Genomic DNA, 21,134 nt, shown 5'->3' with positions numbered 1-21,134 from the left:
TTTTAACAACTAGAACTTTTCGACAAAAAAAGCAGAGGCTGACTGCCCCTGCTTTCAAGTTACTTCTTCACTTCGGTTGTTATACCAGTCGGCGTAAGATCCATCTCCTTTAAGCCAACCCATTTGGTTTTATTGGAGATTTTATAGCCGAACCACAAAGCGAGGAATAACGGTATTCCGATATAGGTTACCATAATCCCCTGCCAATCAATGCTGTCCCCTGAAAAAGCTTGATAGTTTTGTCCAAGAATGATAAAAATACAAAGTGCCGCCGCGAACAAAGGCCCTAACGGGAACCATTTTGCTTTATAGGTTAATAGATTCATATCTCTTCCCTGTGCGATGTAGCCCTTACGGAAACGATAATGGCTGACGGCTATGCCTACCCACGCCAGGAAACCGGCAAGCCCTGATGAATTCAGGAGCCACATGAATACTTTCCCCTCACCGAATATTGAGCTGAGGAATGCCAGCAGCCCGAACGCCGTTGTAGCCAGCAATGCATTGACCGGAATTCCATTTTTATTGACCTGTTTCAGGAACTTGGGGGCCTGTCCCTCTTTTGCCATCACCCATAACATTCTTGTAGATGCATATAAACCGGAATTTCCTGCAGATAATACAGATGTTAATATAACAGCATTTATTATAGAAGCTGCAAATGCAATGCCTGCATTTTCAAATACGAGTGTGAACGGGCTCATTGCCACTTTATCAATATCTCCGCCAAGCAGCCTTGAATCTGTGAACGGAATAATCATGGCGATCACAAAGATTGATAGCATATAGAATAGCAAAATGCGCCAGAAAACCTGCTTGATTGCTTTTGGAACATTTTCCTTAGGATTTTTACTTTCGCCAGCTACAATCCCGACAATTTCAGTTCCCTGGAACGAAAAACCTGCCACCATGAAAATCCCAATGATTCCGAGAATCCCATTGTTAAATGGGGCATCACCAGTAGTAAAGTTTTTAAATCCTCCGACATCTCCTGACATGATTCCAAAAATCATTAGTAATCCAGTAATAATGAAGGCGATAATAGCCACTACTTTAATAAGTGAGAACCAGTATTCAGCTTCACCATATTGTTTTACTGATAGGAAATTAAGTCCAAAGATAATTATTAAAAATAGTGCGCTCCAGATAAAAGATGGTGTATCAGGAAGCCAGTATTTCATTAAAATCGCTGCCGCGGAAACCTCAAGTGCCAGGGTGATTGCCCAGCTGAACCAGTAAATCCAGCCAATCGCAAAACCAAATGCCGGGTCAACAAATTTTGTCGCATATGTACTGAATGACCCTGTTACCGGCATATAAGTCCCCATTTCACCAAGGCTCGTCATAAGCAAATACACCATGAAACCGATTATCCCGTAAGCAAGCAGCGCGCCGCCGGGGCCTGCCTGGTATATAGATGCTCCGCTGGCTACAAATAATCCAGTTCCAATACTGCCTCCGATGGCAATCATTGATAAGTGCCGGGTGCCCAGCCTTCTTTTTAATCCTGATGCTGCGCGTACTTTTTCTTTATTAACCCTGCTGATTGCCTTTGTACTTGTGATATGAGCTTCTTTCATAGTTTCTCCTCTCCTGTTGCTCAGTGTAGATATGAATAATGCTTGCTTGCTAACTTGTTAGTGTAGGAGTAAACTACCCGCTTTTATTATTCCGCTAACATTCTGATGAAAAAAAATTTCATTTAACCATTAATTCCATAATTGCAAATCAAATCATCTAATACCTGGACTCTCACCGCCAAAAATATCTGAATAATAATCTGAATAAAATTACTTATTTAAAAATTTAGAATTATAAAATATAATTTGGACATACCAAATAAAAAGGTGGGAATAAAGTTGAAAGCGATTAGGTCGATTATCATTTGGGGATTGGTCTCCGCACTTGGTGCAGCTGGCTTTGCGATGATGGCTTTGAGCAGCGGAGAAAGCGTTAATGCTATCTGGCTATTGACGGCAGCAGTCAGTGTATATGCCATTGCGTACCGATTTTACAGCCGATTCATGGCAAGGAAAGTATTTGAACTTGATGACAACCGAAAAACTCCCGCAGAAATTAATAATGATGGGAAAGACTATGTACCCACAAATAAATGGGTGCTTTTTGGCCACCACTTTGCAGCCATCGCTGGAGCTGGCCCCCTTGTAGGTCCAATCCTGGCAGCGCAGATGGGCTATTTGCCAGGAACCATTTGGATCGTAGTCGGGGTTGTTCTCGCTGGTGCAGTCCAGGACTTTATCATCCTGTTTGGGTCTATGCGCCGAAATGGGAAATCGTTAGGTGAAATGATTAAAGATGAAATGGGAAAAGTGACAGGCTTTATTGCCATGATCGGGATTCTCGGAATCATGATCATCTTATTGGCTGTCTTAGCTTTAGTTGTCGTGAAAGCGCTCGCAGGAAGTCCTTGGGGTATGTTTACCATTGCTGCAACGATTCCTATTGCAGTATTCATGGGATTCTATATGAGGTATATGCGTCCAGGAAGAGTTGGGGAAGCCTCTGCTATTGGAGTTGTACTGCTCCTTTTGTCCATTTTTCTTGGGCAGACTGTTGCGGAAAATCCATCATTAGCCGCCATGTTCACTTTTAAAGGTGAAACAATTGCAATTATGATGATCATTTATGGTTTTATCGCTTCAGTTTTGCCTGTATGGATGCTGCTTGCACCGCGTGATTATTTGAGCACATTCCTTAAGGTAGGTACGATTTTAGGTCTTGCTCTTGGAATTATTATTGTAGCACCGGACCTATCTATGCCTGGAGTAACGCAGTTCGTTGACGGTACAGGCCCGGTATTTGCTGGAAATATGTTTCCTTTCTTGTTCATTACCATTGCTTGCGGAGCTGTATCCGGGTTCCATGCGCTAGTATCATCTGGTACAACGCCAAAAATGATCGAAACAGAATCTCATGCACAGCCAATCGGTTACGGTGCAATGCTGACAGAATCCTTTGTTGCCGTCATGGCAATGATTGCAGCTTGCGTCCTGACACCAGGGATTTACTTTGCGATTAACAGTCCTCCTGCTGTGATTGGAACGGACGCTATCCAGGCTGCCCAAACAGTTACAAGCTGGGGATACACGATTACTCCGGATGATATAACAAACCTCGCTAATGATGTAGGAGAAGAAAGCGTTCTATCACGTACTGGCGGAGCGCCGACTCTTGCAATTGGCATGGCCGTGATTTTCTCTAAAGTGATTGGCGGAAAAGCGTTGATGGCTTTCTGGTATCACTTCGCAATCCTTTTTGAGGCCCTGTTTATTTTAACGACCATTGATGCTGGTACTCGTGTTGGCAGATTTATGATCCAGGATATTATCGGAACGGCTTACAAGCCATTCGCCAGGACCGATGCCTTGATTCCTAACATTATTGCTACCACTCTTTGTGTTCTTGGTTGGGGGTATTTCTTATACCAGGGTGTCATCGATCCTCTGGGCGGAATCAATACCCTCTGGCCGCTGTTTGGAATCGCGAATCAGATGCTCGCAGCAATTGCCCTATTACTTGGAACGACTATATTATACAAAATGGGTAAAAAAGCGTATGTCTGGGTTACGCTCGTCCCAACTACATGGATTTTAATCGTAACAATGACAGCTGGCTGGCAGAAGCTTTTCCATGAAAATCCTAAGATTGGATTCCTTGCTCACTCTAAAGTATTTAAGGAAGCCTTGGATGGAGGAAAGGTTCTTGCACCTGCCACTACTCCAGCACAGATGAAACAGGTGCTGATCAATGATTATGTCGATGCCGGGTTAACCGCCTTCTTCATGATTGTCGTCATCACTGTCCTGATCTCAGCCGTTCGAATCTGGATGAAAGTTTTAACCAACCAGAAGCTAGAACTTCACGAGGATCCTTATGTGCCAAGAAATGAAGGTGACTTAAAGCATTATGCTTAATCGTCTTAAGAGCCTTTTTCAATACAGGAAACAGTTCATCAGCCTGCTTGTAGGCGTGCCCAGCTACGAAAAATATATCGAGCACATGGCTGCCCATCATCCTGAAGAACCTGTTAAAACAAGAAAAGAGTTTTTCTGTGAAGCACAGGAGTCAAGATACAGCGGCAAAGACGGCAAGGTTTCACGCTGCTGCTGAACAGAATAGCGCAATTGCCTCTTATGGCTGACTACTGACATACTAGTAAAAACAAGCCTGCATCTCTGTGATGCAGGCTCGTTTTATAGCTATTAATCTGTTAATCAAACGTCTGAATGCTTTATAAAACCTTGCTCAAAAATGCTTTTGTCCGTTCATGCTGCGGGTTTTCGAAGAGATCTTTTGGTTTGTCCTCTTCAATGATCAAGCCACCGTCCATAAAAATGACCCGGTCCCCCACTTCCCTGGCAAAGCCCATTTCATGGGTGACAACAACCATTGTCATTCCTTCGCGGGCGAGCTGTTTGATCACTTCGAGAACTTCGCCGACCATTTCTGGATCAAGTGCTGACGTAGGCTCATCGAACAGCATGATTTTCGGCTCCATCGCAAGTGCCCTGGCAATGGCCACCCGCTGTTTCTGGCCTCCTGAAAGCGAAGCAGGATATGCATCTGCCTTGTCCTCCAAGCCTACCTTTTTCAAAAGCTCCATACCTTTCGCTCTCGCATGCTCTTCCGCAATTCCGCGAACCTTTAGAGGAGCAAGCATGATATTTTCTATTACCGTCTTTTGAGGGAATAAGTTGAAATGCTGAAATACCATCCCAACATCCTCACGCACTTTATTAATATTCGTGCCTTTATCGGTGATGTCCCTTCCTTCTATCAGCACATGGCCGTCGGTTATTGTTTCAAGCAAATTGATGCAGCGCAGAAAGGTTGACTTTCCGGATCCGGAAGGCCCTATGACAACCACCACTTCCTGTGGCTTGACTTCAACATCAATCCCATTCAATACCTTGTTATGGCCAAAGGATTTCTTTAGGTTTGCAACTTTTATCATTCTGTATCAAGCCTTCTTTCCAAATGACTTAGCAGGAAGCTAAGTGAAAGTGTCAGTATGAGATATATAACCGCTGCAGTCAGATATGGCTCCCAGACCCGGTAATACTGCCCGGCCATAGAACGTCCCCAGTACATGATTTCGGGGGTGGCAATGACTGCTGCTAGCGAGGATTCCTTAATCAGGACAATGAATTCATTGCCAAGCGGCGGAATCATTCTTTTAAATGCCTGAGGCAAAATAACGTATCGCATCGCTTGTACATGGCTCATTCCGAGAGAACGGGCTGCCTCCATCTGTCCTTTGTCAATCGACTGGATACCCGCCCTGAAAATTTCAGCAATGTATGCAGCCGCGTTCAGGGAAAGCGCGATGATCGTCGCAATAATTCCATTCGTTTCACCAATAAACATAGGTACTACACCAAAGTGAATCAATAAAATTTGCACAAATAACGGCGTTCCCCGGAAGAAGGTGATGTACCAGTCAAACGGCCACGCAAGCAGCTTCCGGCGCTGCATCTTGCCAAGTCCGATAAACAGGCCCAGGATTGTCCCAATCGCAATCCCCGCCAGAGAAAGCCCAATGGTTACGAGTGTCCCTTTTAATAGATAAGGAGAATATTCAAGGATAATATCAAAACGAAAATCCATATCTTGACCCCCAAAACTGGAATGCAAATTCAAAAATAAATTCTTAAAGATTCAAATATTATTAACAAGTAAAAATGAAGCCAGCTTGTTAAAAATTATCTTTAGCAGCAATTAAAAAATGAATCCAGCAATTAAAAAATAACTTAAACATGTTAAAAACACGTTATCTCGATTTCCACGTTCAAATAGATTAATCGATCCTCTATTAATAAGTCTTCGATTATAAAAAAATGCGTAACACTAGTTTAAGAGTTACGCATCTTGGCAGGTTGTTTGTTTCCCCATGTTATTTTGATGCTTTTTGTGCTTCCTTCAGCTTTTCCATATTAGGCTTTTGCCCGAACCATTCCTGATATATTTTCTCATATGTGCCGTTCTCGAATACCTTTTCGATCGCTTTATCGAAATCCGCTTTCAGCTCGGTTCCTTTCGGGAACAGAAGGCCGTAAAATTCAGCCTCAAAGCTGCCGCTGTCTTCAATGACCTTCAATTTTTCCTTCGGATTGTTCTTCGCATACACCTCAACCACTCCGTTATCTGCAACGACGGCAGCGGCTCCTCCACTCATCATTTCCATGATGGCAAGGTTGTTGTTTTCAAATTTTTTAATATCCTCATTATTTTTTCCCAGGAGTTTATCCATTGCTTCCTGGCCAGTTGTGCCATTCTGGACGGCAACCACTTTCCCCTTCAGATCAGCCGCACTTTTAATATCACTGTCTTCGCGAACCAAAATCTTATTGGTTGATAAGAAGTATGGCAAGGAGAAATCATAGGTCTGCTTTCTGTCATCATTGATTGTTATGGATGAAATCGCAATATCAGCACGTTCGCTTTTAATTTCCACAAAAATAGGATCCCAGCCGACATGTTCAATCTTCAGTTTATAACCTGCTTCTTCCGCAACCGCTTTTAAAAAGTCGATATCAAACCCAACGATTTTATCGCCTTCCATGTATTCAAACGGTGCATAGGCCGCATCTGTCACGACGCGGAGTTCCTTTTTCCCCGCTTCTGACCCTGTGCCGCTCGTATCGCTGGTCTTGCTTGTACCGCAGGCAGAAACTATTAACGCAGTCATTGCCATCAGCAGAATAGCAAAAAATCTTTTCTTCATCCTTGTTGCCTCCTCTTTTATAAAAAACGCGCCTAAAACTTTTAGTAATTTATATGTGGCAATGCGGGCTTGTATTACCCGTGGAGATTAAGAAAAAACAATAAGTAAAACTTATTTGCAATTATTCAAATCTCGAAATTTCCTTATCTTACCTACTAAATTAAAATGAAAGAAAAGGAGGGATTCATTTGAAATTTAAATTTAAAGCAATAGACCACGTTCAACTGGCAGCCCCAAAGGGTTCAGAAGAGAGTGCAAGGAAATTTTTCGGAGAAATACTAGGTTTTGAAGAAATTGAGAAGCCGCCGGTACTGAAAAAAAGAGGCGGCGCATGGTTCAAATACGGCAGCTGCCAAATCCATATCGGCATTGAGGAACCGTTCGTACCTGCACAAAAGGCACATCCGGCCTTTGAATTAGATAATATTGAAGGGTTGAAACAGCACTTAGCGGCAGCAGGTGTAGAGTATATTGAAGACGACAATCTTCCTGGCGCCAATCGCATTTATGTTCAGGACCCGTTTGGGAACAGGATTGAATTACTTGAGTGGGTTTAATTAATCATTAAATTCTTGCTTGTTTGCTTGGTTTTCAATCACACTAAAATTTGGTATAATATTTAGAAAAGCGAAATATTCGTACCGAGAAAGAAGTGTTGATGGAATGACCCAGCAGCAAAAGGCAAAACGCAACTTAATCATCATGTGGTTTGCGAATTTCTTTATCGCCGGCAGCATGACAATGGTTATGCCTTTTCTCTCACTGTATATTGAAACGTTCGGTGATTTTACGGAAAAGTATGTCCAGAACTGGTCTGGCATTACATTCAGCATAACCTTTGTCACTGCATTTCTATTCTCTCCGGTCATTGGCAGAATGGGTGACCGGTTTGGCCGAAAAAATATCCTCATCTTCATGGCTTTCGGGATGGGATTATCGATCTTCCTGCTTGGATTTGCACATTCCGTTTGGCAGTTATTTTTACTGAGAATGTTCATGGGCTTGTTTTCAGGATTCATCCCTGTCTCCCAGGCGCTCATTTCAACTCAGACACCTAAGGAACATGCAGGCAAGGTATTGGGTACATTACAGACTGGCAGCATAACAGGCTCACTGCTCGGGCCGATGATTGGCGGCGTGCTGGCTGATTCCTTAGGATATGCTGCCACCTTCCAATCCACATCAATCTTTATCCTGCTGTCCGGCCTTTTAGTATTCAAAGTCATGGAACACAGAATCGATATAAAAAAAGGGACGAAGACGAATTACAGCCGCAAAGAAGTACTTCAGCATATTCTTAAAAATCCAATCATGGTGAATGTTCTTTTGATGTCGATGCTTGTCCAGATTGCCCATTTCAGTATTCAGCCAATACTATCTCTTTATGTCGGTGAATTACATGGACATGTAAATCTTGCATTCTACTCCGGTATTGCCTTTTCAGCTGCTGGACTGGGGAATTTAATGATGGCACGAAATTGGGGAAAGATTGCTGATAAGGTTGGCTATATAAAAATCCTTGTCATTCTTCTGTTTTTATCAGCAATTGTTTATTTGCCAGGTGGGTTCGTCGAGAATATTTGGCAGCTTGTCCTGATTCGCTTCCTGCTCGGAATCACAATTGGCGGAATTATCCCGGTAAGGGTTGCGTATATCAGACAGGAAGCACCGATTGCGATGCAGGGCGAAGTGCTCGGCTACAACACAAGCCTCCGTTTCTTCGGGAACATTATAGGTCCCGTGCTAGGCGGTTTTCTTGCAGGCTACTACGGATTCACTTCTGTATTTATCGTAACAAGCGGCCTATTGCTGGTGAGCGGACTCGTCCTCTACGGCTCCATGCAGCGCAATCCACAATATGTGAAGGATACATTTTAGAATAAAAGCCTGACTCCCAGTAAATCTGCGAGTCAGTTTTTTTATTTAGCACATTAACGCACTGGGGGTCTGACCCCCAGTGCGTTAATGTGCTAAAGTGAATTATTTTTGGAAACGTAATCATTTGATTTAGATAATTTTTCTATTGCTTAAACGATTGTTTTTATGTAAATTTAGCAAGTATGTCTAAATGGAGGTTACAACATGAATAATTCAAAAACTACACAACAAGTTCAAATAACGACTGCTGATCCTTCTGCTCTTGGACTCTTTGGACTGGCAATGGTGACACTTGTGGCATCTTCTGCAAAGCTTGGATGGACAGATGGTGTCTCTTTCGTTCTGCCCTGGGCAATTTTCCTTGGTGGAATCGCACAATTATTCGCCAGTATCCAGGATGCTAAGCACAATAATACGTTTGGAACGACAGCCTTTGGCGCATTTGGTTTATTCTGGCTTGGCGTAGGTACATCCTGGCTGATTCAATATGGAGTATTTGGTGAAGCCGCATCCGCTGCTGCAGATCCGAAGCAACTGGGAATCGCATTTGTCGGGTACTTGATCTTCAGTTTGTTTATGACAGTTGGAGCTATGGAAACACATAAAGTTCTGTTTATCATTTTTGTTCTGATTGATTTTCTCTTTATCGGCCTATCACTTTCTTCATTAGGGATTGCGCCGGAAGCAATGCATAAATTAGCTGCTGTTTCTGAACTGCTGATTTCTATTGCAAGCTTCTATGGATCTGCAGCAAGTGTATTGAATACTCACTTTGGAAAAGTGACACTTCCTGTAGGCAAGCCATTTGGCATCTTTAAATAAGTCTTTATTAGGTGCGACTTATACTGTTCAACATCGTAAAACATAGGCAACGCATATGTTAATATAGCAAAACAACCAATATTACAGGATAGATAAGCAAGCAGCTTATCTATCTTTTTTTATATTTTGTGCTTATTCATTCCTTCTTGGGGAACAAATACCTTAAACATATACATAGGAAAAAACTTTGTCGGCAAAATAATATCTTAGATGTAAAGAAAACCAGGCCTCTTTCTATTTTGAAGGTTATTTTTTAAAAAACCCTGTTGACTGTAGCGGAAATCAACAGTCAAATTTAATACTCTTAAAAATAATATTCAGATCGGGTGATTACATTTGGAAGTCCAAGCATTACAAGAGGTTGAGAAACTGGCTTTAAAGAAGAATAAGATTTTTAAGCAAAGCAAAATAAGATATATAGCCAGGGCAGCCCTGGCTTCAATGTTCATTGGGTTTGGAGTAATTGTTGCTTTTAAGACGGGGAACTTTTTTTACTCGGAGCATTCTCCGTTTGCTTATCCAATGGCTGCGATTACTTTCGGTGCAGCGATCATTCTGATTGCATATGGCGGCGGTGATTTGTTTACGGGGAATACATTTTATTATACTTTTGCAGCTCTAAGGAAGAAGATGGCATGGGCACAGGTGGCCAGGATGTGGGTATTCAGTTATATTGGCAATATTATTGGGGCTGCCGCTTTTGCTTTTCTGATATACACGACAGGACTATTTGATGATCCGTCGGTAAATGGATTCCTGTTAAGCGTAGCAGAAAAGAAAACACTTGCTCCGACAATGGAGCTCTTTTTCAGGGGGATCCTTTGTAACTGGCTCGTATGCCTGGCGTTTTTCCTGCCGATGTCGATGAAGGGTGACGGTCCCAAAATGTTCGCGATGATGCTTTTCGTCTTTTGCTTTTTCATTTCTGGCTATGAGCATAGCATCGCCAATATGTGTACATTTGCGATCAGCATGGTGCTTGACCAGCCTGAGTCCGTTACTTTTACAGGTGTACTCCATAATCTCATCCCTGTCACGATCGGCAACCTGATTGGCGGCGGAATCATGATGGGATGGATGTACTATTTTGCAAACAAGCCGTTTTTTGAGGATTAATTTTAATGAATCGATATTAGATGAAACCGCAATGGTTTCATCTTTTTTTTTGAATAAAAAACCTGGATATTCCCTCTATATCCAGGTGAGTTCGATATCTTTAGTTCCAGGGAGACAAGTATTTTCAGATTTTCTTCAGCTGTTCAACGTGCAGGTGATCATCCATTTTTTTCAACCTTGCCATCATGCCTAAAAAGATCAAGGTAAAATTCTTCTCTCTTGCCTCCATTTAATTTTCATTACGGCCATCCATTCTTTTATGGATACACATCAATGTTTTACATCAATGTTTTACCTCAGTGTTTTTGCTTGTAATAAGTGATGCCAAGGGCGAATGCAAGCACGGCTCCCTTTACAATATCCATCGCATAATAAGGAACTGACATCATCACAAGTCCATTTTGGAGAATGCCGATCAGCACGGCGCCGATAAAGGTACCGAATGCATTAGGTTTGCCTGCTCCCAGTACGGAGAATCCGATAAATGCTGCCGCTACCGAGTCCATTAAATAAGGAGATCCAGCACTGATTTCTGATGTCATTACGCGGGATGCGAGAACAATCCCCCCAATAGCAGCAAACAATGCTGATAAAAGGTATGCTGCTGTTTTGTAACGGTTTACTGGTATCCCTGACAGTCTCGCAGCCTCTTTATTGCCGCCTATCACGTACATATAGCGGCCATGTTTTGTATAGGTCAGGAAGATATGTACAACGATAACGGCTACAGCCATGATGAGGATGATCCAGGGCACCTGGCCAATTTTAGCAAAGAAAGCGCTGATTGTTCCTGTTGAAAAGCTGCCATCAGGCATAATCATATTTTCTGAAACGGTGGCACCTTTCGTATAGGTAAGGGCCGTTCCTTGAATAACGAACATCATCGCCAGCGTCATCAGCATATCAGGTATTTTCAGCTTGACGATCGCGAAAGAATTGATTGCCCCGACGATCAGCGCAGCGGCAATGGCTGATAAAATAGCAATGAGCGTATTCTGCGAAAACCAGACGAACATTGAGATTACTACTGCGTTTGATAGTGATGCCACTGAACCAGCAGATAAATCAAAACCATCAACTGTAAGCGAAATGGTGATGCCAATCGCTATGATTGTGACGATGGAAATCGATCTTAAAATATTGATCAAGTTATCCCCACTGATAAAAGAAGGATTCGCTGCCGCAAAAACGGCGATGAGAACAAAAATAGTCAGGATGGTCCCATACTTATATAAGAATTGGAACAATTCGAATGTCTTTTTCGGCTGAGTGTTGTGCTGCAAAGGGATTTTGGCGTCCATCCTATCTGCCTCCTGTTGAATAAAATAATAATTCTTCTTCGGTTGTCTTTGCCGTTTCAAGCTCTTTGACCGGCTCGCCATCATAGAGGACATAAACACGATTGGTGAACCCAATAATTTCTGACAGCTCAGAAGATGCATAAATAACACCTTTCCCCTGCTCAGCCAGTTTAACGATCAGTTCAAAAATGTCCCTCTTCGCACCCACGTCCACACCTTTTGTTGGTTCATCAAATATGTAAACCTCTGCATCAGCGATCAGCCATCTGCCAATCGCCACTTTTTGCTGGTTGCCCCCTGAAAGGTTTTCAACCTTAGCCGACACTGAGGGTGTCTTGATTCCTAATGCCTCGATATATTCCTGAGCCGTTTTTCTTTCTGCTGACCTGTCTATGAAGCTAAGGAATTTGCTGAATTTTTTCAGGTTAACAGCCGTTAGGTTAGAGGCGACTGATTCCGATACAAGGACTCCTTCCTTCCGCCTCTCTTCTGGAACAAGAGCAATCCCTGCCTTTACAGCAGCATTCGGGCTGTTTATCCTAAGATTCTTTCCTCTTAACTTCACTGTACCCGTAACATTAGGAACAGCTCCAAACAAAGCCTTACACAGTTCAGTTTTGCCCGCTCCAACCAGGCCGGCGACGCCAACGATTTCTCCCGCTTTTACATGAAGACGGTTGTTCTTGACTTTTTCTCCATCGGTCAGGCCATCTGCTTCTAGAAGAATTTCTCCGATCACGCCGTTCCCTGGCGGAAATTGATCCTCAAGCTTCCGTCCGAGCATATATTCAATAACCTGGTTCGCATTCACATCAGAGGTATTCTTTTTAACAACAAACTCTCCGTTCCGCATGACAGTCAGTTCATCACACAGTTCAAAAATTTCCGGCATCCTATGGGATATAAACACAATTCCGACATCTCTTTTCGCGAGGTCACGGACAATCCTGAACAGTTGCCCCGTTTCTGAATGGCTTAACGGTGCTGTCGGTTCATCTAAAATTAAAAAGGTACAGTTGCTGGAAATGGCCCTAGCAATCAGCACAATCTGCTTTTCTGCAAGAGTCAGCTCGCCGGCCAGTTTTTTCACAGGAATATGAAAATTTATGCCCGATAAGATTTCTTCCGCCTTTTTAAACAGAAGCTTCCAATTGATCCAATGCTTATTTTCCATGCTCTGTACAGTCTGGTTCAGCATAATGTTTTCAGCCACAGTCAGCGAAGGGATGATTGCGGTATCGACCTCCTGGTACACAGTCTGGATTCCATGACATTGTGCATCCCCAGGCACATGGATGTCTAATTTTGCTCTATTAAAGAAAATCTCGCCTGAATAATGATCATAAGCTCCGGATAGTACCTTCATCAAAGTGGATTTACCGGCTCCGTTTGCCCCGATTAAAGCATGGATTTTCCCTGTTTCTGCGGTAAAATCCACATGATCCAGAGCCCGCACACCTGGAAAATCAATTGTAATGCTTTTCATCTCAAGTTTCTTAGCAGTCATCCGGATTCATCCTCCCCTATTAATCTGTAAAGCAGACACTCTAAAAATGAGAGTGTCTGCTGGAGATGGTTTCTATTGTATTACTTATACTAACTTTCTCTTCGTTCATTTCCAGTTCGCCAATAAAAAAATATGCTTGCTATTTTTATAAGTATAAACTGTTGGACGTGCAGTCACTTTTCATTAAAACTTACTATACTTTTGCAAAACAGCTTATTTTTTGTAGTGTTCCTTTAATTTCTTCATCCAATCTTCTTCGAAGGCATTTGATTGTCCCCAGCCTGTGATGATCTCTGCAAGATTGACCATGTTGACCGCCTCTTTTGACTCCTGAAGTTTTTCCTGTGAGATCAGGGCTGCTTCAAGGTCATAAGTTGGAGGTGTATCTTCCCCTGCTAGCTTTTTCGCTAGGATTCTCATGTTTACTGCGCCAATTAATTTAGGATCTACTGCTGCAGTATATTTCCATGAGCTTCCTTCTCCCTGGATTTCCTGTAGATCCGCATTGGAGACGTCGATTCCATAGATTTTGATTTCATCGCGTCCGGCTTCCTTAATCGCACGGGCAGCACCAATTGCGAATGCATCCCAAGTTGCAAAAATCGCATCGATTTCACCTTTAGGGTGTTTGTTCAGCATCGCTGCTACTGCGTTTTGAGTTTGGACGCTTGTATCGGCAGCTGCCACTCCGAATCTCTCAACCTCTTTAATGCCGGGATTAGCCTTCAATGTTTCTTGATAAACTTTATTTCTTCTCACCATTGGCGGGAAACCATCCACCCATAGGTATACAATATTTCCTTCACCATTTTGTTCTTTTACAAGCTGATCTAGAGCAAGTTTTGCAAGTGCTTCATCGTCCTGGGAAGTAAGAGTGACTCCTTTAACCTGGGCAATGTCAGCAATCGAGTCAAATGTAACAACACTCTTTCCCTTTTCAACAAGCTTTTTGACATCATCCACTGTCGCTGCGTCATCTCCGTGTGAAATGAGGAAGCCATCATAATCCTGCTGAAGCGCCTGGTTGATCGCATCATGGAATTTTGCCGTGTCGCCATTTGCAGTGAATACATCGACCTTGAAGCCAAGCGCTTCTCCCTCTGCTTTAGCACCAGCTAAGTACTGAGCTGTATGGTCATCGCCGCCAATCTTGCGGATGACCTTGATTTTCACTTCTTCCCCTTTGGCAAAGCGGTCAGGAACGCCTTCAACAGGTCCGCTTGCTTTCTTTGTTTCCCCGCCGCCGCAGCCAGTCAGCAAAAGCGCTGCCGTAACAGCTGTTAAAAATACCTTTTTCAAACCATTTCTTTTCATGTCTTTTCCCCCTTTAAGAATGATTTGCTTTTTTCCAACCATATAAAAAAACCTCCCTAGAAAAGAGAGGTTTCATCAACGTAAAAGAACAGACGGATTCTTCCTCTCTTATCTTTCAAAACATAAAAATGTTTTGCAGGATTTAGCACCAATTCCATATGGAACGGTTGCCGGGCGTCACAGGGCCAGTCCCTCTGCCACTCTTGATAAGAGAATTTCTTTATTAAGTTAACGGAGCAAATCGATAAACTTACTTTAATCTCCTATACTCATATTGTCAATATTATTTCGAAAATTAAATTTTATTCGTCTTTGACTGGATAAAAAAAGAAGATCCCCAAATCAGGAATCTTCCTTTTCCTAGTTACTCCCTTCTGCCAGCTGCCGTCATCCATTCATATTGACGCAGTTTTACTTCATACAGCGTTAATGGATCACGGTACAACTCAGGGTTCACTCTCATTTTTTCAAGCTCATTTTTACCATATTCAATTTCTGCACGTGCCTCTTCAACAGCTTGCTCAAGAGCAATGAAAGGCTGCTTAAAGAATAAATTCACATCGCGCTCAATCGATTTTTCGAAAATCTCGAATTGCTGAAGAAATTTATTGGCAATCGAAACAGCGATTTCATAGTAATCTTCGGTTTCAAGATAAGTTTTATAACGGTTGTACAGCATCGTATTATTTTGCGGCAGCACTCCAAGAAGCTTTCCAGCACTCTTTAAAAAGAACTGCTGAGGAGTCGATCTGTGCATGATATTGACCTTTTCATAATGGACACCATTTGTCATCCTGTCAGCATCTCGGCGCCAGTCATCGAGCACTCTGAAATCACATTCGAGCTTAATCCGTTCATCCCCATACATCGCATTGAAGCCTTCAGCCATTTCGTTCAGATACGACTGGCTATGATCGAATTCTTCTTTTGAAAATTGTACCCAGCCTTCTAGAGATTCATGGAATTTAGGAAGCACCGTGTTATCCAGATACTCCTGGATTCGGATATTCATTTCTTTATCAATCTCATCATGCAGCCTTCCAAAATCACTCTCTTCCGTCACTAAATCCGTACAGCCGCGGAGCAGTTCTGGAATTTTCTCGATGATTTCAGCACGGGTGTCGTCCTTAATTTTACGGAACGATTTTTGGATTGAGCGTGATTTTTCCTCTTCAATATCTCCCAGCTGATTGATGGCTCCGTTCAGCTTACCGACCATTTCTTCATTCCAGCTGATGGATTCCATATGGTTATTTTCGATTTCGATCCGCTTATCAAGCAAATAAGTAATCGCCCTTCTGACAAAGAATTGTAATTTCGACGTTCGCTCTTCTTCAAAGTTGATGGCGTTTCGATTTGTTTTGAGGAAATCAGAGAAATCCTTTAGCTGCTGCTGCTTTTCATAATTTGATGAGAAGGCAAACATTTTAGCATCAGGGTAATATTGACTGATTTCAGACCAGGTACTATCAAATACTTCAATCGCTTCCTGCTGGCTGTAGATAACATCCATTTTATTCAACAGGAAGTGGATCGGCAGGTTAGGGAAGTACTCCGAAATCTTCGAAAGGATCTCTCTTTCCTTATCTGTGAATGGGTCATTCGCATTAAGAACAAACAGTAAGCTGTCTGCAAAACGCAGGTAATTAAACAACGGATGCTTGTCGTAATTATTGCGGTTGACCCCCGGTGTGTCGATCAAAGCGAGTTCATGCTCACGCAGGAACGGGAACTGGGCTTTAAAATCAATAACTGTTTCATTCTTATGTGTTTGGCGGCGTACGCCTGCCACTTCTTGAAAATCATTTACATCCGTAATTTCACGTACAACTGTGTCCGTAATCTCCAGGATTTCAGTGTTTTGCTGATCGTTGAAACGAATGACCGCTGCTGTAGGTGCAGTAATCAAGTCTTCTCCGATGATCGTATTAACAAACGAAGACTTTCCGTTTCCTGAAATACCTGCTACAAGCAGGTTATGGACATTGGACTCGTTCAGTTCCTGCACCATCCACTTAATCCGATTGCCAACTTCGATTTCATGCTCTTCAGCCCACTTGATGATTGTTGTGAACAGCTTCATGCTATCTTCATAGCCTTCATGATATTCACGCGAATTCAAGATGAGCGTCTCGGCATCATGTATGGCAGACCCGCTGATTGTGGATGGAAACACCTCATTCCAGGCAATGATGGATGATGCTGAAACAAGGCTATTAGCAGGAGTGGTGATTTTCAGCCAATTAGTAAGCATATCTGGAATCAAAGGCGAAATTTCCTTGATTAGCCGATCGCCATTAATCAATTCAAAGTAGGCATCCTGGTATACAGCCGATAGCTGATTCCAGCCATCCCTTCTATTCCCATCCATTCCACTGAACAGATGATTGAATTCTCGCAGCCATGTCATATAGGTTGTCTGGCCTCTGTAGCTTTGCCATAATGAAACAGCAAGCTGTTCAAAACGGCTGCGATCTACTTGGAATAACACAGATAAAGCCGTATTGAAATATGCTGGTTCGAATGTGCTTGTATTCCCTTGGTCCACATACTGTGTCAACACATCGAACCAGCGTGGCGAACCCGTGCGAACCCCTTCATTGACAGCCAGTTCAACAGCATTATTCCAATCTTGGTGCTCTTCAAAAAAAGCACGTGCGATCTCGGTCACTCCTGGATAGTCTGGATCCAGCGCAACAGTTTGCTTAACGACAGCCACAGCTTTATCTAAACTTCCCTGTTCTATGTAAAGGGATAATAGCTGCAGGCCGCTTTCGATTTTCAGGACTGTGCTTTCCGTTTGGATGGAAAGATACAAATCCTCTGCTGAAGGCAGCAGGCCAAGCTCAAGAAACGCGTCACCCATGTTCTTCTTCGCCCATGGCTCCAGCTCATTCGTTATGTTTTCCCATTTAAAGATCGCTGCTTCGAAATCCTTATTATGAAAATAAACCTCACCCTGCGCAAAACGAATGTAGGACAAATCGGGCATATCATTCTTTTGTTCAGCAAGGTACAGTTCTCCTAGTACCCGGACCGGATGGACCCGTCCTTCAGACCCCATATATGTTTCAAAATACGACTTTTTGATTAGCTGCTCCTCAAATGTCATGTTATCCTCCGACCTTATCATAATATGAATCAATAAAAAGAGCCCTCAGACTCCTTCAGGCATTAAAGTAATCTTCTTAACATTTCCTTTTTCCTCAAGGTACGCGTCTTCAAACCTTATCATTGTATTCTATCAAACAAATTTTCATTCAAGATTTCAGTTCCCTTTCAGTTATGCTACAACCTTTACGAATATTGTAACCTTTTTAATATAACATCCAGTTAACTGCCATTTAACACTTTAAAGCGCTGGGGGTCTGACCCCCAACGAGGTGGTGCGGTGGTGCGGTGATTTGTTTGTTTCCATCTATATCTTTCGAACTAGTGGGGGATTTTCTGGGGTTGGAATGAAGTTTGTCACACCGTTGATAGGGCAAACTTATTATAATTGGTTTATATGATGGTTATGAAAGGGTGAATGTACATGCTCACATTGAAGGTTATGGGGACTCCGATTGAACATATAAAATCTGAACATATAAAGAAGAGCGGCGGCAATTATTCTATTTATCGAGGTAATAAATCACTGGCTGTCATTAAAGGCACTGAAAGCGAAGTCGAATTCCAAATAGACCCGTATCTAGATTTAGAGGAATTTCAGTTTTTAAGAGACATCATTCTCGAGCTTAGCTATGGAAATGAGGCGGCAATCGACGAAAGGGGCTGCCAGCTTGGCTACCTTGAAAATGGTGAAAAAGCGTACTTGATAAAAAACTGGGAGGAATGGAAAGCATTCTTAATGAAAGCGAAGCTTAAAACTCTTGAAGGACAAAATGTCCAAGCATTGAACAACGCTGGTGAGGAACTTGGGTCCGGCCTGCTTGCTGAATACGACATTTCATTCCCTCCTTTCCGCATCATCAGCTGTACTCTGATTACCTTGTTCGGCGAAAGGAAATTTGAAGGGGAAAATATAAGGGTTGTGCCAACCAATCAGTTTAGCTAAATCGGGATCATCTGTGAGAACTAAATAAAACGAAATAAAAAGCAGCTGGGGCATTTCCCGCTGCTTTTCATTTACTTCTTATACTCTGCTTTTTTCCAAATAAAGAATGCCACCGCAGCTAACAAGGTAGAAACCAGCGCCACAGCAACGGCAATGTACACTCGGTCATCTTCATGCCCATAATATCCCTCGATTGCATTTGAAAGAGCAACGACATTGACAGCTAGGAACAGGAAAATCGATAAAAAAGCTGCTCTCTTTTTATTCATGTCTTAATTCCCTCCCAACAGCAAATACCTTGCCATCCTTAATTTCAAGAAGGATTTTTGGCAGTTCGCGCTGCGGCGGTCCTGCCATTGGCTGGCCGCTATCCACATTAAAATAGCCTTTGTGGCAAGGGCACAGCAAAACATTTTCCTTATGCTCGTAAAAAACTGGGCATTGCAGGTGTGTACATTTATTGTTGTAAGCCACGAATTTATCATCAGGTGTTCTGACTAAAATTGCTGGCTCATTTTTCGTTGGGTAGTTGAAGTTCCTTGACTCGCCAATCGCTAAATCTTCAATGTCGGTAATCTCGACTCTTTTCACCTCACCGTTTTCATCGCGCAAAAAGGTGAAGATGCCAAATGGTGTCGTTGCCAAACCGATTGCAACAGTGGCACCAAAGGAAGCTTTCAAGAACGCCCTTCTATTTAAATGGACATCATCTTTTCTGTTCAGGTTTTCAATCAGCTTAATCATATCCTTGTCATCTTCATGATTAGACTGTTTCTTTTTATCATCATTCATGGCCAAATCCTCCTGCTCATAGAGTTCATTGCAGTTTTAAAACTTCGAGTTGATTCTTTCTGCCAGGTTAAGATATTCCTTAAATAAAGGACTATTTTCCGCAGCAATGGCTGGCGTTTCACTGTTTTCATCGGCTTCCTGGATTGGCAGCTGTGCGAGCATTTCCGTCCCTAGCTGTGCAGCAAGCTCTTCTCCGCCGCCTTTTCCAAAAATGAAATACTTCTGTTCGCTGTCCTCCGGCTTAAAGTAGGACATGTTTTCAACAACGCCAATCACTTCATGCTTGCTCTTGATCGCCATTGCTCCAGCTCGTTCAGCAACAAAAGATGCTGCTTTATGTGGGGTCGTCACAACGATCTCCTTGCTCTGCGGAATCATCAAATGCATATCAAGCGCCACATCACCTGTGCCAGGAGGCATATCCAAAATGAAGTAATCCATTTCTCCCCAAAGAACATCTTCGGTAAAATGCTGGATCATCTTGCCGAGCATGGGCCCGCGCCATACAATCGGCTCATTATCTTTAACAAGGAAGCCCATTGACATGACTTTAATTCCGTCCGCCTCAACCGGAATGATTTTACCGTTGAATGTTTTTGGCTTTGAATCTATATTAAGGATTTTCGGTACACTGAATCCGTATATATCGAGATCAATTATGGCAACTGACTTGCCCAGTTTTTGCAGCGCAAGTGCCAAGTTCACCGCTAACGATGATTTGCCCACTCCGCCTTTACCGCTCGTCACTGCCAGTACATTTCCTTTTAACATGTGAAGCACCTCTTTTTTTGAAAGTCGGGTTACTATTCCCTACCTTATATGAGTTTTATTGAAACCCAACTGGAAAAAATCCATGATAATTTCCAGTTCGCTATAAAAATTTGGTTTTCGCTATAAAATCATTATTTTCGCTATATTATTTTGATTTTCGCTATAAAAATTAGATTTTCGCTATATTATTTTGTTTTTCGCTAAGTTCTTAGCCAATGTATAGAATATGAGCCGGCCCTAATGAACTTAGCGCTCTTTTCCGGCCGGCTCTTATTAACATTATGACTGGGAATCTGTATAAACTCCGAAGAATTCAGGGACGTAATCCCATTTGTTCCCCTCTTGAGGTTTTTTGCCTTCCACAAGGTTCATTTGAGTGCGTTTTCTGCGAAGCTGCTGCATTTCATCGAAATCGATGAAGCGAATCGCGTCACTTGGGCAGACAGATGCACACATTGGCGCGATATCATGGCGCGTTCTGTCATAGCACATATCGCATTTGTACATTTTGTTCTTTTCAAAATCGAACTTAGGTATTCCGAACGGACAGCCGAATGTACAGTTGCGGCAGCCGATGCACTTTTCTTCCATCGCTGAAAGTACTACGCCTTCATCGGTGATCTGGATGGCATTAGCCGGGCAGACACGGGCACATGCTGGGTCTTTACATTGCATGCACAGCATCGGGAATGTCTGGCGGGATTCTGTAAAATCAACATATTCAACATAGTTCCGTTCCTTCGCATCATGGTCCCCGCACTCACGGCAGGCTGCCTGGCAGGCACGGCATCCGATACAGCGTTCAAATTCGAGATACATTATTTTGTTCAT

19 protein-coding genes and 1 riboswitch are annotated in these 21,134 nt (G+C 42.7%); of the genes, 7 read left to right on the top strand and 12 right to left on the bottom strand.

Annotation, left to right across the window (positions count from 1 at the left end; translation table 11 throughout):
• Nucleotides 1-59: 59 nt before the first annotated feature.
• The gene (locus AABM38_RS05190; RefSeq protein ID WP_423409447.1) at nucleotides 60-1,580 is read right to left on the bottom strand and encodes an amino acid permease; all 1,521 of its coding nucleotides are present in this window, start codon (nucleotides 1,578-1,580) and stop codon (nucleotides 60-62) included.
• Between the two features lie 279 nt (nucleotides 1,581-1,859).
• Here AABM38_RS05190 and AABM38_RS05185 point away from each other — a divergent pair, with 279 nt between their 5' ends.
• Both AABM38_RS05185 and AABM38_RS05180 read left to right on the top strand, forming a co-directional pair.
• Nucleotides 1,860-3,935, top strand: a complete 2,076-nt coding sequence (locus tag AABM38_RS05185) for a carbon starvation CstA family protein (RefSeq protein WP_423409446.1) — start codon at nucleotides 1,860-1,862, stop codon at nucleotides 3,933-3,935.
• The gene (locus AABM38_RS05180; RefSeq protein WP_423409445.1) at nucleotides 3,928-4,131 is read left to right on the top strand and encodes a YbdD/YjiX family protein; all 204 of its coding nucleotides are present in this window, start codon (nucleotides 3,928-3,930) and stop codon (nucleotides 4,129-4,131) included. Before AABM38_RS05185 ends, AABM38_RS05180 begins: the two co-directional genes overlap by 8 nt.
• A 121-nt stretch (nucleotides 4,132-4,252) precedes the next feature.
• Here the strand turns inward: AABM38_RS05180 and AABM38_RS05175 are convergent, their stop codons facing one another.
• The 3 genes from AABM38_RS05175 to AABM38_RS05165 form a co-directional block, all read right to left on the bottom strand.
• On the bottom strand, nucleotides 4,253-4,975 hold the full coding sequence (locus AABM38_RS05175) for an amino acid ABC transporter ATP-binding protein (RefSeq protein WP_423409444.1): 723 nt from the start codon (nucleotides 4,973-4,975) through the stop codon (nucleotides 4,253-4,255).
• Complete coding sequence (locus AABM38_RS05170) at nucleotides 4,972-5,628, bottom strand: amino acid ABC transporter permease (RefSeq protein ID WP_423409443.1); 657 nt, start codon at nucleotides 5,626-5,628, stop codon at nucleotides 4,972-4,974. The genes AABM38_RS05175 and AABM38_RS05170 overlap by 4 nt, the downstream gene beginning before the upstream one ends.
• 286 nt (nucleotides 5,629-5,914) lie before the next feature.
• On the bottom strand, nucleotides 5,915-6,745 hold the full coding sequence (locus AABM38_RS05165) for a transporter substrate-binding domain-containing protein (protein ID WP_423409442.1): 831 nt from the start codon (nucleotides 6,743-6,745) through the stop codon (nucleotides 5,915-5,917).
• Between the two features lie 188 nt (nucleotides 6,746-6,933).
• Here AABM38_RS05165 and AABM38_RS05160 point away from each other — a divergent pair, with 188 nt between their 5' ends.
• The 4 genes from AABM38_RS05160 to AABM38_RS05145 all read left to right on the top strand — a co-directional run bounded on the left by AABM38_RS05160 (nucleotide 6,934) and on the right by AABM38_RS05145 (nucleotide 10,561).
• On the top strand, nucleotides 6,934-7,302 hold the full coding sequence (locus AABM38_RS05160; protein ID WP_423409441.1) for a VOC family protein: 369 nt from the start codon (nucleotides 6,934-6,936) through the stop codon (nucleotides 7,300-7,302).
• 106 nt (nucleotides 7,303-7,408) lie between these two features.
• Complete coding sequence (locus AABM38_RS05155; protein WP_423409440.1) at nucleotides 7,409-8,623, top strand: MFS transporter; 1,215 nt, start codon at nucleotides 7,409-7,411, stop codon at nucleotides 8,621-8,623.
• Nucleotides 8,624-8,827: 204 nt separating this feature from the next.
• On the top strand, nucleotides 8,828-9,445 hold the full coding sequence (locus tag AABM38_RS05150; protein WP_423409439.1) for an acetate uptake transporter: 618 nt from the start codon (nucleotides 8,828-8,830) through the stop codon (nucleotides 9,443-9,445).
• Nucleotides 9,446-9,781: 336 nt separating this feature from the next.
• The gene (locus tag AABM38_RS05145; RefSeq protein ID WP_423409438.1) at nucleotides 9,782-10,561 is read left to right on the top strand and encodes a formate/nitrite transporter family protein; all 780 of its coding nucleotides are present in this window, start codon (nucleotides 9,782-9,784) and stop codon (nucleotides 10,559-10,561) included.
• A 296-nt stretch (nucleotides 10,562-10,857) separates the two neighbouring features.
• On the opposite strand, the gene AABM38_RS05140 is transcribed toward AABM38_RS05145, so the two are convergent.
• The 4 genes from AABM38_RS05140 to AABM38_RS05125 all read right to left on the bottom strand — a co-directional run bounded on the left by AABM38_RS05140 (nucleotide 10,858) and on the right by AABM38_RS05125 (nucleotide 17,795).
• Entirely contained in the window at nucleotides 10,858-11,862 is a 1,005-nt protein-coding gene (locus AABM38_RS05140; protein WP_423409437.1) for an ABC transporter permease, read from the bottom strand.
• A gap of 1 nt (nucleotide 11,863) precedes the next feature.
• Entirely contained in the window at nucleotides 11,864-13,369 is a 1,506-nt protein-coding gene (locus AABM38_RS05135) for a sugar ABC transporter ATP-binding protein (RefSeq protein ID WP_423409436.1), read from the bottom strand.
• Between the two features lie 213 nt (nucleotides 13,370-13,582).
• Entirely contained in the window at nucleotides 13,583-14,683 is a 1,101-nt protein-coding gene (locus AABM38_RS05130) for a sugar ABC transporter substrate-binding protein (RefSeq protein WP_423410665.1), read from the bottom strand.
• 105 nt (nucleotides 14,684-14,788) lie between these two features.
• Nucleotides 14,789-14,896: riboswitch (SAM riboswitch) on the bottom strand.
• A 151-nt stretch (nucleotides 14,897-15,047) separates the two neighbouring features.
• A complete protein-coding gene (locus tag AABM38_RS05125) occupies nucleotides 15,048-17,795 on the bottom strand; it encodes a dynamin family protein (protein WP_423409435.1) in 2,748 nt (915 codons plus the stop codon).
• Nucleotides 17,796-18,218: 423 nt separating this feature from the next.
• On the opposite strand from AABM38_RS05125, the gene AABM38_RS05120 reads away from it, so the two are divergent.
• On the top strand, nucleotides 18,219-18,740 hold the full coding sequence (locus AABM38_RS05120) for a hypothetical protein (RefSeq protein ID WP_423409434.1): 522 nt from the start codon (nucleotides 18,219-18,221) through the stop codon (nucleotides 18,738-18,740).
• A 71-nt stretch (nucleotides 18,741-18,811) separates the two neighbouring features.
• Here AABM38_RS05120 and AABM38_RS05115 read toward each other — a convergent pair whose 3' ends face one another.
• The 4 genes from AABM38_RS05115 to AABM38_RS05100 all read right to left on the bottom strand — a co-directional run bounded on the left by AABM38_RS05115 (nucleotide 18,812) and on the right by AABM38_RS05100 (nucleotide 21,134).
• Nucleotides 18,812-19,009 carry a hypothetical protein gene (locus tag AABM38_RS05115; protein ID WP_423409433.1) on the bottom strand — a complete coding sequence of 66 codons (198 nt, stop codon included), beginning with the start codon at nucleotides 19,007-19,009 and terminating at the stop codon, nucleotides 18,812-18,814.
• Nucleotides 19,002-19,532 carry a ubiquinol-cytochrome c reductase iron-sulfur subunit gene (locus tag AABM38_RS05110; protein WP_335377120.1) on the bottom strand — a complete coding sequence of 177 codons (531 nt, stop codon included), beginning with the start codon at nucleotides 19,530-19,532 and terminating at the stop codon, nucleotides 19,002-19,004. The genes AABM38_RS05115 and AABM38_RS05110 overlap by 8 nt, the downstream gene beginning before the upstream one ends.
• A 36-nt stretch (nucleotides 19,533-19,568) precedes the next feature.
• The gene (locus AABM38_RS05105) at nucleotides 19,569-20,303 is read right to left on the bottom strand and encodes an Mrp/NBP35 family ATP-binding protein (RefSeq protein WP_423409432.1); all 735 of its coding nucleotides are present in this window, start codon (nucleotides 20,301-20,303) and stop codon (nucleotides 19,569-19,571) included.
• A gap of 279 nt (nucleotides 20,304-20,582) precedes the next feature.
• On the bottom strand, nucleotides 20,583-21,134 hold the full coding sequence (locus AABM38_RS05100; RefSeq protein ID WP_207501954.1) for a 4Fe-4S dicluster domain-containing protein: 552 nt from the start codon (nucleotides 21,132-21,134) through the stop codon (nucleotides 20,583-20,585).

Origin of the sequence: Heyndrickxia sp. MSNUG (assembly GCF_049532715.1) — a bacterium.
Lineage (GTDB): Bacteria > Bacillota > Bacilli > Bacillales > Cytobacillaceae > Mesobacillus.
Note: the sequence above shows the minus strand (reverse complement) of the source record. Positions and strands in the feature narration are given on the sequence as shown.

Bases quoted from the DNA above. Each gene is read 5' to 3' on its own strand.
- AABM38_RS05190 (WP_423409447.1), bottom strand. From the start codon at position 1,580: ATGAAAGAAGCTCATATCACAAGTACAAAGGCAATCAGCAGGGTTAAT.
- AABM38_RS05180 (WP_423409445.1), top strand. From the start codon at position 3,928: ATGCTTAATCGTCTTAAGAGCCTTTTTCAATACAGGAAACAGTTCATC.
- AABM38_RS05175 (WP_423409444.1), bottom strand. From the start codon at position 4,975: ATGATAAAAGTTGCAAACCTAAAGAAATCCTTTGGCCATAACAAGGTA.
- AABM38_RS05170 (WP_423409443.1), bottom strand. From the start codon at position 5,628: ATGGATTTTCGTTTTGATATTATCCTTGAATATTCTCCTTATCTATTA.
- AABM38_RS05165 (WP_423409442.1), bottom strand. From the start codon at position 6,745: ATGAAGAAAAGATTTTTTGCTATTCTGCTGATGGCAATGACTGCGTTA.
- AABM38_RS05155 (WP_423409440.1), top strand. From the start codon at position 7,409: ATGACCCAGCAGCAAAAGGCAAAACGCAACTTAATCATCATGTGGTTT.
- AABM38_RS05150 (WP_423409439.1), top strand. From the start codon at position 8,828: ATGAATAATTCAAAAACTACACAACAAGTTCAAATAACGACTGCTGAT.
- AABM38_RS05140 (WP_423409437.1), bottom strand. From the start codon at position 11,862: ATGGACGCCAAAATCCCTTTGCAGCACAACACTCAGCCGAAAAAGACA.
- AABM38_RS05135 (WP_423409436.1), bottom strand. From the start codon at position 13,369: ATGACTGCTAAGAAACTTGAGATGAAAAGCATTACAATTGATTTTCCA.
- AABM38_RS05130 (WP_423410665.1), bottom strand. From the start codon at position 14,683: ATGAAAAGAAATGGTTTGAAAAAGGTATTTTTAACAGCTGTTACGGCA.
- AABM38_RS05125 (WP_423409435.1), bottom strand. From the start codon at position 17,795: ATGACATTTGAGGAGCAGCTAATCAAAAAGTCGTATTTTGAAACATAT.
- AABM38_RS05120 (WP_423409434.1), top strand. From the start codon at position 18,219: ATGCTCACATTGAAGGTTATGGGGACTCCGATTGAACATATAAAATCT.
- AABM38_RS05115 (WP_423409433.1), bottom strand. From the start codon at position 19,009: ATGAATAAAAAGAGAGCAGCTTTTTTATCGATTTTCCTGTTCCTAGCT.
- AABM38_RS05110 (WP_335377120.1), bottom strand. From the start codon at position 19,532: ATGAATGATGATAAAAAGAAACAGTCTAATCATGAAGATGACAAGGAT.
- AABM38_RS05105 (WP_423409432.1), bottom strand. From the start codon at position 20,303: ATGTTAAAAGGAAATGTACTGGCAGTGACGAGCGGTAAAGGCGGAGTG.
- AABM38_RS05100 (WP_207501954.1), bottom strand. From the start codon at position 21,134: ATGAACAAAATAATGTATCTCGAATTTGAACGCTGTATCGGATGCCGT.